Annotated in this window: 13 protein-coding genes; 10 read left to right on the forward strand and 3 right to left on the reverse strand. The window is 73.0% G+C overall.

What is annotated here, in order from left to right; genetic code table 11:
• Positions 1–7 precede the first annotated feature (7 nt).
• Positions 8–529, reverse strand: a complete 522-nt coding sequence (locus BLV02_RS05585; protein WP_069113275.1) for a YbhB/YbcL family Raf kinase inhibitor-like protein — start codon at positions 527–529, stop codon at positions 8–10.
• Between the two features lie 153 nt (positions 530–682).
• On the opposite strand from BLV02_RS05585, the gene BLV02_RS05590 reads away from it, so the two are divergent.
• From BLV02_RS05590 to BLV02_RS05625, 9 genes are all read left to right on the forward strand, one after another.
• The gene (locus BLV02_RS05590) at positions 683–2,368 is read left to right on the forward strand and encodes a GTPase family protein (RefSeq protein ID WP_216094383.1); all 1,686 of its coding nucleotides are present in this window, start codon (positions 683–685) and stop codon (positions 2,366–2,368) included.
• The gene (locus BLV02_RS05595) at positions 2,365–4,113 is read left to right on the forward strand and encodes a GTPase (RefSeq protein WP_069113150.1); all 1,749 of its coding nucleotides are present in this window, start codon (positions 2,365–2,367) and stop codon (positions 4,111–4,113) included. The genes BLV02_RS05590 and BLV02_RS05595 overlap by 4 nt, the downstream gene beginning before the upstream one ends.
• A 311-nt stretch (positions 4,114–4,424) precedes the next feature.
• Positions 4,425–5,228, forward strand: coding sequence for a single-stranded DNA-binding protein (locus BLV02_RS05600; RefSeq protein ID WP_069113151.1), 804 nt, complete (start codon positions 4,425–4,427; stop codon positions 5,226–5,228).
• 1,080 nt (positions 5,229–6,308) lie between these two features.
• A complete protein-coding gene (gene ettA / locus BLV02_RS05605; RefSeq protein WP_069113152.1) occupies positions 6,309–7,985 on the forward strand; it encodes an energy-dependent translational throttle protein EttA in 1,677 nt (558 codons plus the stop codon).
• Positions 7,986–7,995: 10 nt separating this feature from the next.
• Complete coding sequence (locus tag BLV02_RS05610; RefSeq protein ID WP_069113153.1) at positions 7,996–8,448, forward strand: acyl-CoA thioesterase; 453 nt, start codon at positions 7,996–7,998, stop codon at positions 8,446–8,448.
• The gene (locus tag BLV02_RS05615; RefSeq protein WP_069113154.1) at positions 8,445–8,849 is read left to right on the forward strand and encodes an acyl-CoA thioesterase; all 405 of its coding nucleotides are present in this window, start codon (positions 8,445–8,447) and stop codon (positions 8,847–8,849) included. Before BLV02_RS05610 ends, BLV02_RS05615 begins: the two co-directional genes overlap by 4 nt.
• Positions 8,846–9,490 carry a DUF8185 domain-containing protein gene (locus BLV02_RS05620; protein WP_074946161.1) on the forward strand — a complete coding sequence of 215 codons (645 nt, stop codon included), beginning with the start codon at positions 8,846–8,848 and terminating at the stop codon, positions 9,488–9,490. The genes BLV02_RS05615 and BLV02_RS05620 overlap by 4 nt, the downstream gene beginning before the upstream one ends.
• A gap of 87 nt (positions 9,491–9,577) precedes the next feature.
• Positions 9,578–9,907 carry an AbrB/MazE/SpoVT family DNA-binding domain-containing protein gene (locus BLV02_RS35455; protein ID WP_143045045.1) on the forward strand — a complete coding sequence of 110 codons (330 nt, stop codon included), beginning with the start codon at positions 9,578–9,580 and terminating at the stop codon, positions 9,905–9,907.
• A 1-nt stretch (position 9,908) separates the two neighbouring features.
• A complete protein-coding gene (locus BLV02_RS05625; RefSeq protein WP_069113155.1) occupies positions 9,909–10,241 on the forward strand; it encodes a hypothetical protein in 333 nt (110 codons plus the stop codon).
• A 50-nt stretch (positions 10,242–10,291) separates the two neighbouring features.
• Here the strand turns inward: BLV02_RS05625 and BLV02_RS05630 are convergent, their stop codons facing one another.
• Complete coding sequence (locus tag BLV02_RS05630; RefSeq protein ID WP_069113156.1) at positions 10,292–11,929, reverse strand: glycoside hydrolase family 13 protein; 1,638 nt, start codon at positions 11,927–11,929, stop codon at positions 10,292–10,294.
• A gap of 11 nt (positions 11,930–11,940) precedes the next feature.
• Positions 11,941–12,699 (reverse strand): hypothetical protein, encoded by a 759-nt coding sequence (locus BLV02_RS05635; protein ID WP_069113157.1) that lies wholly within the window; start codon positions 12,697–12,699, stop codon positions 11,941–11,943.
• On the opposite strand from BLV02_RS05635, the gene BLV02_RS05640 reads away from it, so the two are divergent.
• The gene (locus tag BLV02_RS05640) at positions 12,698–13,258 is read left to right on the forward strand and encodes a mycothiol transferase (RefSeq protein ID WP_083288933.1); all 561 of its coding nucleotides are present in this window, start codon (positions 12,698–12,700) and stop codon (positions 13,256–13,258) included. The genes BLV02_RS05635 and BLV02_RS05640 overlap by 2 nt on opposite strands.

The following is a 13,258-nucleotide window of genomic DNA, read 5'->3' on the forward strand; positions in this document are numbered from 1 at the left end:
GCGGCGCTCAGTGCGAGTAGACCGGCACCACCATGCCGCGGGCCAGCGTGTGGAACGCGAGGTTGAACGAGACGACGGCGGGGGAGGCGTCGGCGCCGACCCCGAGCGTCTCGACGTCGACCGCGTGGACGACGAAGAAGTACCGGTGCGGGACGTCGCCCTGCGGCGGCGCCGAGCCGAAGTACTCCGCCGTGCCGGCGTCGTTGCGCACCGCGAAGGCCGGATACGGCAACCCGGCGCCGCGCGCGATGGACGTCGTCGTGGCCGGAATGTCGACGACGACCCAGTGCCAGAAGCCGCTCGGCGTCGGAGCGTCGGGATCGAAGCACGTGAGCGCGTAACTGCGGGTGCCGTCGGGCGCGCCGGACCACGACAACTGCGGCGACAGATTCGCCCCACCGGCCGCGGCGGCGACGAAGTCAGCGGCGAGCTGCTCGCCGTCGGTGACGTCGTCGCTGGTCAGCGTCATGGGTGGGACGGCCGGAAGCAGGGTGTACGGGTCGGGCGGGGTGGGACGTTCGAGCGACATCGAGGCCTCCATCGCGGGAATTCCGGCACGCCCGACGTTAGTCCATCGACTCGTCACTGTGACTCGGGATGTGAACGATTGGCATCAATGGCGCGATGACTCTTGGCCGGGGACGGTTCGAGAGTGCAAGATTCGCCAGTGGATACCGCAGAGGTGAGCGTTCACGGCGCTCTCGCCGCACTTCGCGGCCGGCTCTCGGGGGTGCAGTATCCGCTGGAGGTCAGCGACGCCGACGACGCCCGTACGACGCGGCGCGAATTGCTGGCTCAGCTCGACGACTACATCCTCCCGCGCCTCGACCAGCTGGACGCGCCCTTGCTCGCCGTCGTCGGCGGGTCGACCGGCGCCGGCAAGTCGACGTTGGTGAACTCGCTGGTCCGGCGGAAGGTCAGCGACGCCGGCGTGCTGCGTCCGACGACGCGCTCGCCGGTGCTCGTGCATCACCCCGACGACGTCGGCTGGTTCGACGAGCTGCGGGTGCTGCCGGACCTCCCGCGCGTGGCGATCCACGACCAGGCCGGCGGGGCGCTGCGCCTGGTCGCCGACGACGGGCTGCCGACCGGCGTCGCGATCCTCGACGCGCCCGACGTCGACTCCGTCGTGACGGAGAACCGGACGCTCGCCGCGCAGCTGCTCGCGGCCGCCGACCTGTGGCTGTTCGTCACCACCGCCGCCCGCTACTCCGACGCCGTCCCGTGGGACTTCCTGCGCGCCGCCGCCGACCGCCAGGCCGCCGTCGCCGTCGTCCTCGACCGCGTCGCTCCCGACGCCGTCAGCGAGGTCCGCGCCCACCTGTCGGCGATGCTGTCCGAGCACGGCCTCGGCGACGCGCCGCTGCTCGTCGTCGAGGAGGCCGCACCCGACGACGCCGGCCTGCTGCCCGAGGAGGCGGTCGCGTCGGTGCGGGGCTGGCTGGACGGGCTGGCCGCCGACGAGTCGGCCCGCAACGAGATCGTCCGGAGGACCCTCGACGGCGCCATCGGCGGCGCGCTGCGGCAGCTCCCGGTGCTCGCCGACGCCGCCGACCACCAGGTCCAGGCACTGACCCGGCTGCGCGACGAGATCGCGCACGTCTACGGCAAGACGGCCAAGCGCATCGACGCCGCGTCCGCCGACGGCTCCATGCTGCGCGGCGAGGTGCTCGCGCGCTGGCAGGACTTCGTCGGGACCGGCGACTTCATGCGCTCGCTGGAGGCGCGGGTCGGCCGCCTGCGCGACAAGGTGACGGCGTTCCTGAAGGGCCGGCCGCAGCCCGCCGCGGCGGTCGAGGAGGCGATCGAGAACGGCGTCGCCGCGATGATCGTCGAGGAGGCCAACCGGGCCGCCGAGAAGGCCGACGACAAGTGGCGCGACTCCGCCGCCGGGCGCGCCCTGCTGGCCGGCGACGACCTCTCCCGCGCCACCGGCGACCTCCCCGAACGCAGCGCCAGGACCGTCCGCGAATGGCAAGACGCGGTCCTGACGATGGTCCGGTCGGAGGGCGCGGACAAGCGGTACAACGCCCGGCTGCTCTCCTTCGGCGTCAACGGGCTGGGGCTCGCGCTGATGATCGTCGTGTTCGCGTCGACGGCCGGGCTGACCGGCGCCGAGGTCGGCGTCGCGGGCGGGACCGCCGTCGTCGGGCAGAAGCTGCTCGAGGCGATCTTCGGTGACGAGGCCGTGCGGCGGCTGGCCGCCCGCGCCCGCGCCGACCTGTCTGAACGGGTCGAGGAGCTGTTGCGGACCGAGTCCGCGCGGTTCACCGACCGGCTCGGGGGACTACCCGTCGAGGCCGGCGCCGGCGACGCGCTGCGGGCCGCCCTCGTCACCGTCGAGCAGGCCCGGGAGGACGCTGGATGAAGAGGTGGTCCCGACGAGGCCGCATCACGCTGCCGGAACGGGTGACCGCGCTCCAGGAGGCGGTCGCCGCAGGCGGCAAGCGGCTGCCGGCCGACCTCGCCCAGACGGTGCAGGTCGTCGTCGACCGCGCCGGCGAGCGCCGTCAGCTCTCCGTCGAGCACACCGTCGTCGCGCTGGCCGGCGCCACGGGCAGCGGCAAGTCGACGCTGTTCAACCGCGTCGCCGGCATGGAGGTCTCGGTCGTCGGCGTCCGCCGCCCCACGACGTCCGACCCGCTCGCCGTCGTGTGGGGGACGCAGGGCGTGATCCCGCTGCTGGACTGGCTCGCCGTGCCCCCGCGGCACCGGGTCGCCCGCGAGAGCGTGCTCGACTCCGGTGAGGGCGACGACCTCGACGGCCTCGTCCTGCTCGACCTCCCGGACCACGACTCCACCCAGAAGGAGCACCGCGACACCGTCGACCGCCTCGTCGAGATGGTCGACCTCTTCGTCTGGATCCTCGACCCGCAGAAGTACGCCGACGCCGCCCTGCACGAGCGGTACCTGCGGCCGCTGGCGTCGCACCAGGGCGTCACCGTCATCGTGCTCAACCAGATCGACCGGCTCACTCGCGCCGACGTCGTCGAGTGCGTCACCGACCTGCGCGGGCTGCTCGACAAGGACGGGCTGGACGAGGTCCCGGTGGTCGCCCTGTCCGCCGCGACCGGCGACGGGGTCGAGGTGCTGGTCGACCTCATCCGGACCGCCGTCACCAAGCGCCGCGCCGTCGACGAGCGCATCGAGGCCGACATCAGGATGACGGCCGAGATGGTGGCGACCGCGGTGGGCGCCGGCTCGCCGGGGTCGGTGGGCGACGGCGAACGGCGGCAGCTCGCCTCGGCCGTCGCCTCGGCGTCGGGCGCCGACGTGGTGGCGGAAGCGGCGGGACGGTCGTACCTGCAGCGGGCGCGCGTGGCGACCGGGTGGCCGATCACCCGCTGGCTGGGCCGGTTTCGACGCGATCCGCTGTCCAGGCTGGGGGTCCGCGTCCGGTCGTCCGCGTTGGTGCCGTCCGGCGGTGGGCCGGGGGCTGGCTCGGGCGTCGGCTCGGGTGGGCCCGGTGGGTCCGGCGGGTCCGGGGCTGGCTCCGGGTCTGGGTCTGGCAGCGCCGGCGCTGGTGGGTCCGGCGGTTCGTCCGCCCGGATCTCGTTGCCGGCGCCGACGCCGGTGCAGCGGTCGCGGTCCGATGCGGCGGTCCGCGAGTACGCCGACGCCGCGGCCGGTTCCCTCCCGCCGTCCTGGCGCGATTCCGTCCGCTCCGTCGCCGCGTCGGCCGGTACCCGGTTGCCGGACGAGCTCGACCGCCGGGTCGCCGGCACCGACTTCGGCATCGCGTCGCGGCCGGGCTGGTGGCGGCTGCTGAACGTGCTGCAGTGGCTCGCCCTCCTGACCGCGGCGGCGGGGGTGCTGTGGCTGCTCGCCCTGGCCGGCACCTCGTTCCTCCGCTTCGACGTCGCGGAGCCTTCGGTGGGCGGCCTCCCCGTGCCGACGGTGCTGCTGGCCGGCGGCCTGGTGCTGGGCGTGCTGCTCGGCCTCCTCGGTCTCGTCGCGGCCCGGCGTGGCGGCCGGCGTCAGGAGGCCCGGGTCCGCCGTCAACTGCACGACCTCATCGACGCCCTCGCCTCCGACGTCGTCGTCCAGCCGATCGACGCCGAACTGGCCAAGTACCGCGCCTTCTCGACCGCGCTGGAGCGGGCCCGCTCCTAGCACCCGCCCCTGGGCGTCGTCCCCGGTCCGCGGCTCGCCCCGCGGCTCGCCCCGCGGCTCGCCCCGGGTCCGCTCCCAGCTTTCCTCGCCCTCGCGCGCCACCCCGGGCCTGCTCCTAGCCCTCGTGCCCCTGGGCACCACTCTTCGTCTCGGTCGCTGCCCCTCGCCCCTCACCGACCCTGCGCCGTTGTCCACAGCCCCGACGAGTTCGCGGAGTTGTCCACATTCCGCCGAACCGGCCTTTCGATCATCCGCTTCGAGCGGAAGTCTCGGGTGCATCACCCAACGGGAACGAGCACAGGAGCTGTCAGATGAGCGAGGTCATGATCACCGTCGTCGGGAACGTCGCGACTGAACCGCGGCTGGACGAGACGAAGAAGGGCGAGACGTTCGCCAGTTTCCGGCTGGCCTGCAACGGTCAGCGCTACGACTCCCGGGCGCGGTCCTGGGTCGACGACGACACGTCCTTCTACACCGTCTACTGCTGGCGTTCGCCGCTGGCCGACAACATCAAGGCGTCGCTGCGCAAGGGCGATCCGGTGGTCGTGCACGGCCGGCTCAAGAACCGCGAGTGGCGCGACGAACAGCATGTCGTGCGCATCTCGCCGGAGATCACGGCGCGCAGCCTCGGCCACGATCTCTACCGCGGCACGTCATCGTTCACCAAGGTCAGCCGCCAGCCGTTCCTCCCCGAGGACGACGACGCCGTCGACTCCGTGCGCGCCGCCTACCTCGTCACCCACGACGAGCAGGCAGTGGTCGACCAACGCACGGGCGAGATCGTCTCCGGCGGACTCCCGGCTGCGTTGCCACCCGGTCGAGAACGGCCGGCCGAGCCCGCGCGGGCGAACGGCCGCGTGCCCACCAGTGCGCCGGGTCCGGTCGGCGACCGCCTGACGGCCGGCGATCACATGCGTGCCGGCGACCGGATGATGGGCGACGATCGGTCGTCCGGCGCCGCGAAGGCCGCGTCCGGGACCGATGCGCGTGCGGCCGCCAGATCCGCACGGACGACCGTCGCCACGGCCGATCCGGCGACGGAGCCGGCGGGGGCGACGCCATCGCCGCGCTCCGGCAATCGCGCCCGCCGCGAGAAAGCGGGTGTCCCCGGCTGACTCCGACCCCGCGCCGTCGGTCGACGCTGGTCCGCGGCACGGGCCTCCCCCGACTCGTGCTGCCGCACGACGACCGACGGCGCGGCCCTTCATCGGCACGCCTCGGTCTCGGTGTCGCCGCCGACAGCCGTGGCGCCGGGTCGCGGGGATGCGGGGCGCCCGGCGCTGGGTCGCCCGGCCATCGGGTCGCCCGGTCGCGAGGTCGCGTTGGATCGCCGGGGCACCTGGGGGCGGGGCGCCGCCGGGCCGTAGGCACGCCTCGGTCTCGGTGTCGCCGCCGGCAGCCGTGGCGCCGGGTCGCGGGGTCGCGGTGGCACGGGGCGCTGGGTCGCCCGGCCATCGGGTCGCCCGGTCGCGAGGTCGCGTTGGATCGCCGGGGCACCTGGGCGCCCGGCCGTCGGGGCGCCGGAGCGCGGAGTCGCCGTCCGGTCGCGGGGCGCCGCCGGGCCGTAGGCACGCCTCGGACTCGGTGTCGCCGCCGATAGCCGTGGCGCCGTGGCGCCGGGTCGCGGGGTCGCGGGGCGCTGGGTCGCCCGGCCATCGGGGCGCCCGGTCGCGGGGGTCCCGTTGGGCCGCCGGGGTCGCCGGGGTCGCCGGGGTCGCCGGGTCGCCGGGGTCGCCGAGGCATCGAGGCATCGAGGCGCCGGGGCGCGGAGTCACAGTCCGGTCGTCGGGGCACCGCCGGGCTGTCGGGTCGCGGGGTCGCGGGGCACGGGGTCGCTGTCGGGCCACGAGGGCGCGGGGCCGCCGGGACGCCGGGTCGTCGAAGCGTGGGCGCATTGGGCCCGCTGGGCCGCTGAGCCATGCCGCGTCGTGGGCGCGGCGGCGATGCTGCCGATCGCAACGAACTCCTCGCCGCGGAGCCCGTGCCGCGCTCCGCGGCGAGGGCCGGCCGATGCCGTCCGCGACGACGTCGGCCAGCACCCGGCTGACCTGGGCAGATCGTCGTCGCCCATCCAGCCGCGGCCCACCGTGAGCAGCGACGGCGGCCGGGAACGGGCGTGCGGCGGATGCTGCCGTGCTCAGAGAGGGAGACGCGGTCGTCTCGGGTGGACGGGAGGCCGTACTCTTGGACTCGTTATGGCGGACTTCATTTACTCCATGCGTAAGGCGCGCAAAGCGCACGGTGACAAGGTCATCCTTGACGACGTCACGCTTTACTTCCTGCCAGGGGCGAAGATCGGCGTCGTCGGGCCCAACGGCGCCGGTAAGTCGAGCATCCTGAAGATCATGGCGGGGCTTGACCAGCCGTCGAACGGTGACGCCCAGTTGGCGCCCGGCGCGACGGTCGGTTACCTCGCGCAGGAGCCGGCGCTCAACGAGGACAAGACCGTGCTCGGCAATGTCCAGGAGGGCGTGGCCGAGACGCTTGAGCTGGTCAACCGGTTCAACGAGATCACCGAGAAGATGGCTGTCGACTACTCCGACGAGCTGCTCGAAGAGATGGGCAAGCTGCAGGAGCAGCTCGACCACCGCAACGCGTGGGAGTTGGACTCCCAGCTCGAGCAGGCGATGGACGCGCTGCGCTGCCCGCCGGGGGACGCGGACGTGAAGGTGCTGTCCGGTGGCGAGCGGCGCCGCGTGGCGTTGTGCAAGCTGCTGCTGCAGCAGCCCGACCTGCTGCTGCTCGACGAGCCGACCAACCACCTCGACGCCGAGAGCGTGCTGTGGCTCGAGCAGCACCTCGAGAAGTACCCCGGCGCCGTCATCGCCGTCACCCACGACCGGTACTTCCTCGACCACGTCGCCCAGTGGATCGCCGAGGTCGACCGCGGCCGCGTCCACGGCTATGAGGGCAACTACACGACCTACCTCGAGACCAAGGAAGCCCGCCTCAAGGTCGAGGGGCAGAAGGACGCCAAGCGTCAGCGTCGCCTGCGCGAAGAGCTGGACTGGGTCCGCTCCAACGCCAAGGGCCGGCAGACGAAGCAGCGCGCCCGTCTCGACCGCTACGAGGAGATGGCGGCCGAGGCCGAGAAGACGCGCAAGCTCGACTTCGAGGAGATCCAGATCCCGCCGGGCCCGCGCCTGGGCAATCTCGTCGTCGAGGCCAACAAGGTCACCAAGGGCTTCGGCGACCGCATCCTCATGCGCGACCTGTCGTTCACGCTGCCGCGCAACGGCATCGTCGGCGTCATCGGCCCGAACGGCGTGGGTAAGACGACGCTGTTCAAGATGATCGTCGGCCAGGAGCAGCCCGACGACGGCTCGTTCCGCATCGGCGACACCGTCCGACTGTCCTACGTCGACCAGTCGCGCGGCGGCATCGACCCGAAGAAGAACGTCTGGCAGGTCGTGTCCGACGAGCTCGACCACATCAAGGTCGGCCAGGTCGAGATGCCGAGCCGCGCGTACGTGTCGGCGTTCGGCTTCAAGGGCCCGGACCAGCAGAAGCCGGCCGGCGTGCTGTCCGGCGGCGAGCGGAACCGGCTGAACCTGGCGCTGACGCTGAAGCAGGGCGGCAACCTGATCCTGCTCGACGAGCCGACCAACGACCTCGACGTCGAGACGCTGCAGTCGCTCGAGAACGCGCTGCTCGAGTTCCCCGGCTGCGCCGTCATCACGTCGCACGACCGGTGGTTCCTCGACCGCGTCGCCACCCACATCCTCGCGTGGGAGGGCGACGACGAGGACCCGGCCAAGTGGTTCTGGTTCGAGGGCAACTTCGAGAGCTACGAGAAGAACAAGATCGAGCGGCTCGGCGCCGACGCCGCGCGCCCGCACCGGGTCACCTACCGCAAGCTCAGCCGCGACTAGGGGGCCCGGCGTGCCGCGCCACGTGACACACGTGCCCCTGCGCTGGGCCGACATGGACGCCTACGGTCATGTCAACAACGTCGTCTACCTGCGCTACCTGCAGGAGGCGCGGGTCGACATGCTGTTCGTCCACGCCCCGAAGCAGGGCGCGGAACAGCTCGCCGAGGGCGTCGTCGTGGCGCGGCACGAGATCAGCTACCACGCGCCGCTGCACTACCGGGCCGCGCCGGTCCGCGTCGAGACGTGGGTGCGGCGGGTCGGCAACTCGTCGTTCGACCTCGGCTACGAGGTGCTCGACGACGACGGTGACGGCATGCGGACGGTGTACGCGGTGGCGTCGACGGTGCTCGTGCCGTACGACCTCGACGACGCGCGCCCGCGCCGGGTCGCGCACGAGGAGCGGCTGGTGCTCGAGTCGTTCATCGAACTCGACGGGCCGGAGCCGGGGAAGGCGGCCGCGTGAGACACGTCTACGAGTGCTCCGTCCGGTTCGACGACCTCGACGCGTTCGGGCACGTCAACAACGTGACGTTCGCCGAGTACCTGCAGGAGGCCCGGGTCGACTTCGCGCACCGCCAGCTCACCTCGGGCGACACGGCGCACGAGGGCTCCGTCGTCGTGCACCAGAGCATCGACTACCTCGCGCCGGTCCCGTTCCGCACCGAGCCACTGCAGGTCGAGGTGTGGGTGACGCGTGTCGGCACCACGTCGTTCGAGGTCGCGTACGAGGTGAAGGACGAGGCGACGCTGTTCGCGCGGGCCACCGGGGTGCTGGTCGCGTTCGACGTCCGCGCGAACACGCCGCGGCCGGTCAGCCCGGCCGAACGCGAGGTGCTCGAGCACTATCTCGAGCCGTCGCCATGACGTCGTTCGTCCCCGCTCAGCCGGGCGCCGCCGACGACCTCGCGATGTTCGCCCGCCGGGTCGCCAAGTACGAGCCCGACTCCGTCCTGCGCGTCGTCGCCCACGGGACGGTCGCCGGCTGCTTCGCCGAGACCCCGTTCGACGCGCTCGCGCTGCGGGCCGTCGCCCTCGCCGAGCCCGCCGACTTCGACGTCGTCGTCGAGGCCGGCAACCTCGCCGCCCGGGCCGTGGGAGCGGCCGGGCGGTTCGAGCTGCCGCCGGCGCTGCCCGCGCTGCGGTGGGCGACCAGCCTGCCGCCGCGGTCCGGCTGGACCGAGCTCGCCCGGCTCCCGCTCACCGCCGTCATCGCCGACGTCGAACGCGGCGTCGAGGAGTTCCGCACCCGCGCGGTCGGGGTCGCCGACGGCAAGTCGTTGCGGGCCGGCCGGGCGGCGCTGGAAGGGCTGGCGACGGAGATCTGGGACCGCGAGCTCGCGGCCGGCATGCCGCTGCGGCTCGCGCACGCCGCGTCGTCGTACGGGTTCCTCGGCGGGCCGGACGGCGCGGAGGTCGCGCTGCGAACGGTCGGCGCCTGGTGGCGGCTGGACGCGCCGCACGGTTCGGTCATCGCGCGCACCGGGCTCGCCCTGTTCGCGCTCTGACCCGCGCCGGCCCTCGGTCGGACCTCGTTTCGTCGTATGTGTGGCGCGCGCGTTGTATGAGTTGTTCGAACAGTTCAGACTGCATGCATGTCGGCATACGCGCTCACGCTCTCGGCCGACGGGCAGGTGTCCATTCCGGCCCAGGTCCTGAGACGCTGGAACGCCGCCCGTGTGCTGGTGATCGACCAGGGTGACCGCATCATCGTCCGGCCGATCCCCGACGATCCCATCGAGGCCGTCATCGGCAAGTACTCCGGCGGGGCCGACGGCGGAGGAGCTGCGGCAGGGGGCCAGAGACGAGGACGACGAGCGAGAGACCGACCGCTCGTGACAGTGCTTCTCGACGGCTACGCGGCGATCGTGGTCCTCAAGCGGCGAGCCTGCGTCGTTCGAGCTGCGGTCCCTCGAGGCGGCTGAGGTGCTGATCCACCCGCTGAATCTCGCAGTGGTCATCGACCGAATGGCCCGCCTTGTGGGTGCCGATCCCGATGACATCGAGGCGGACATGGCCATCCTCGGCGTCGAAATCGCCGACGTCACGGCCGATGCGCTGGTCGAGCCCGGCCGCTGGCGAGCACGCGACTACCACCGGGCCGATCGGCCCGTAAGCCTGGCCGACTGCGTTGCCGGCGTCTGCGCCGTCACGATGGGAATCGCGTTGGCGACCTCGGACGCACACTGCGCGCACATGGTTCGCGACGAGGGCGGCGCCGTCGTCGCGCTTCCGGACAGCAAGGGCGTCCGGCCCTGACCGAAGGGGCGTTCATCGCCTCGAGCAGCGATGAACGCCCCGATCCGGAGTCAGACGGCGAGCCAGACGGTGGCGTCGGCGGGCAGCAGGGCGTCGGGGGTGAGGGGGTCGCTGGCGAGGATCACCTCGCGGTGAGCGGGCAATTCCACCGGAGCCGCACCGAGGTTCACCACGCAGACGAACGAGGCGCCGCGCTGGAAGGCGAGCACGTCGGTGTCGGAGGGGAGCCAGATGAGCGGCTCGGCGGACGGGATGTCGCGGCGAGACCGCAGCGCCGACCGGTACAGCGACAGCACCGACGCGGGGTCGCCCGACTCGGCCTCGACCGACTGCCGGCCCCAGCCGGACGGCTGCGGCAGCCACGAACCGCCCGAACCGAACCCGTGCGACGACCCGGAGACGGCCCAGGGCAGCGGCACGCGGCAGCCGTCGCGGCCACGTTCGGTGTGGCCGGACCGCTCCCAGACCGGGTCCTGCAGCGACTCGTCGGGGAGGTCCAGCACCTCGGCCAGCCCCAGCTCCTGACCCTGGTAGACGTACGCGCCGCCCGGCAGCGCCAGCATGAGCAGCGCCGCCGCCCGCGCCCGCCGCGTCCCCAGCTCGACGTCGACGGGGCCGGACATGCGGCCGGCGTGGCCCGCGCCGGCCGCCGTCACCGTGCGGCCGTACCGCGTGACGACGCGCTCGACGTCGTGGTTCTCGAGGACCCAGGTGGCCGGGGCGCCGACCGAGCCGAGCACCGTCACCGAGTCGTCGATGGACCGGCGCAGGTCGGCGGCCGTCCACGCCGACTTCAGGTAGTCGAAGTTGAACGCGCTGTGCAGTTCGTCGTCGCGCAGATAGCGGGCCAGCCGCGACGCCGGCTCGACCCACGCCTCGGCGACGTACAGCTTCGGCGGGTCGTAGGAGTCGGCGATCTCGCGCCAGCCGCGGTAGATCTCGTGCACGCCGTCGCGGTCGAAGAACGGGTGGTCGGCGATCGACGGGCGGTCGAGCAGGCCGGACTCGTCGTACGGGAGGTCCGGCCCGTCCATGTCCTTGACCATGCCGTGCGCGACGTCGATGCGGAAGCCGTCGACGCCGAGGTCGAACCAGAACCGGAGGATGTCGAGAAACTCGGCCTTGACCTCGGGGTTCTCCCAGTCGAAGTCGGGCTGCGAGACGTCGAAGATGTGGAAGAACCACTGGCCGGGCGTGCCGTCGGGCTCGGTGACGCGCTTCCACGCCGGCCCGCCGAAGACGCTGCGCCAGTTGTTCGGCGGCAGCTCACCGTCGTCGCCGCGGCCGTCGCGGAAGATGTAGCGGGCCCGCTCGGGCGACCCCGGGCCGGCGGCGAGCGCCTCCTTGAACCAGCGGTGATCCCACGAGCTGTGGTTCGGGACGATGTCGAGCAGCACCTTCAGGCCGAGCCCGTGCGCTTCGTCGAGCAGCGCCTTCGCCTGCGCGAGGTCGCCGAAGCGCGGATCGATGTCGCGGAAGTCGGCGACGTCGTACCCGCCGTCGTTCAGCGGCGACGGGTACCACGGGTTGATCCACAGCGCGTCGATGCCGAGATCGTGCAGGTACGGGAGCCGGTCGCGGAGACCGGCGATGTCGCCCTCGCCGTCGCCGTTGCCGTCGGCGAAGGAGCGGATGTACACCTGGTAGATGACGGCGTCTCTCCACCAGTCACGGGAAGCCTGAGTCACGGGACACCAGCCTAGAACAGCCCTCCGGCAGACGCGACGGCTCGGGCCGGACGCAGCAGCACCTCGCTGCCGAGCGGGACGAACCCGCAGGCCAGGAACGCGCGCAGCGAGCGGGCGTTGCCCGGCGTGACGGCGGCGAATACCGGCTCACCGGACGGCACCAGCGTCAGCGCGTCGGCCAGCAGCGACCGCCCGCGGCCGCGCCCCTGGCCGGCGTCCGGCACCTCGACGCTCAGCTCCCGGCGCCCGGCCGGGCCGCGGGCGAGCGTGACCAGGCCGCGGTCGTCGCCGTGCACGCGGACGTCCTGGCGCAGCGCCCGCGCGCGGCGGACGCGGTGGTGCCCCTCGAGGTCGGTTCGAGGCGGAATGACGGTATCGGTGCGAGGTCCGCTGTGGTCACCCTCGAAGCGGACCGGGTCCGCGCCGCTGGGCTCCGCGACCGTCGGCCCCGTTCCGTCCGCCACCAGCAGCAGGTCCAGTTCGCCGATCCAGCCGCCCGGCCCGGCCAGCCGGCGCAGGAAGTCGGGCGCCATCGAGCCGCCGAAGCCGTCCGGCCCGCGAGCCCCGTCCGGCCCGCGAGCCCCGCCCGGCCCGCGCGCCAGCACGTCCGCCGCCGGGAGCGCCGTGCACACGACCGCGTGCCCGGTGAACGCCGTGGCGCACTCCAGCCCGCCGGCCAGCGGCGGCAGCACGTCGACCGCACCGTCGACCGGCGGGAACCGGCCGGCCGCCGCGTCGAGCAACACCGTCAGCAGCGGATGTGGTGTCATGGCGGTTCACGCTAACGCCCGCGCTGAGGAGTGGTGCACCGTGCATGGTCCCGACCTGCTGGTCGATGCGTTCGATCGGATCCGCGAACGGGTCCACGCGACGGTCGGCGGGCTGACGCCGAGTCAGCTCGCGTACCGCGCCGACCCGGACGCCAACTCGATCGCCTGGCTGGTCTGGCACCTGACCCGGGTCCAGGACGACCACATCGCGGACCTCGCCGGCATCGACCAGGTGTGGACGTCGGGCCCGTGGGCGCACCGGTTCGACCTGCCGTTCCCGCCGTCGGCGACCGGCTACGGCCACAGCAGCGCCGACGTCGCGGCCGTCGTGGTGACCGACCCGGAGCTACTGACCGGCTACTTCGACGCGACGCACGAGATCACGGAGGGCTTCCTGCGCGAGCTCGACGACGAGACGCTGGACCGCGTCGTCGACGAGAGCTGGGATCCGCCGGTGACCATGGGGGTGCGCCTGGTCAGCGTCATCGGCGACAACTACCAGCACGTCGGGCAGGCCGCGTTCCTGCGCGGCATCGTGACGCGGCTCGGGATCGCCTGA

It is taken from the genome of Jiangella alba (assembly GCF_900106035.1).
GTDB lineage: Bacteria > Actinomycetota > Actinomycetes > Jiangellales > Jiangellaceae > Jiangella > Jiangella alba.

Excerpts from the sequence above, each read along its gene's own strand:
- BLV02_RS05585 (WP_069113275.1), bottom strand. The coding sequence starts at position 529 with ATGTCGCTCGAACGTCCCACCCCGCCCGACCCGTACACCCTGCTTCCG.
- BLV02_RS05595 (WP_069113150.1), top strand. The coding sequence starts at position 2,365 with ATGAAGAGGTGGTCCCGACGAGGCCGCATCACGCTGCCGGAACGGGTG.
- BLV02_RS05600 (WP_069113151.1), top strand. The coding sequence starts at position 4,425 with ATGAGCGAGGTCATGATCACCGTCGTCGGGAACGTCGCGACTGAACCG.
- ettA (WP_069113152.1), top strand. The coding sequence starts at position 6,309 with ATGGCGGACTTCATTTACTCCATGCGTAAGGCGCGCAAAGCGCACGGT.
- BLV02_RS05620 (WP_074946161.1), top strand. The coding sequence starts at position 8,846 with ATGACGTCGTTCGTCCCCGCTCAGCCGGGCGCCGCCGACGACCTCGCG.
- BLV02_RS35455 (WP_143045045.1), top strand. The coding sequence starts at position 9,578 with ATGTCGGCATACGCGCTCACGCTCTCGGCCGACGGGCAGGTGTCCATT.
- BLV02_RS05640 (WP_083288933.1), top strand. The coding sequence starts at position 12,698 with ATGGCGGTTCACGCTAACGCCCGCGCTGAGGAGTGGTGCACCGTGCAT.
- BLV02_RS05635 (WP_069113157.1), bottom strand. The coding sequence starts at position 12,699 with ATGACACCACATCCGCTGCTGACGGTGTTGCTCGACGCGGCGGCCGGC.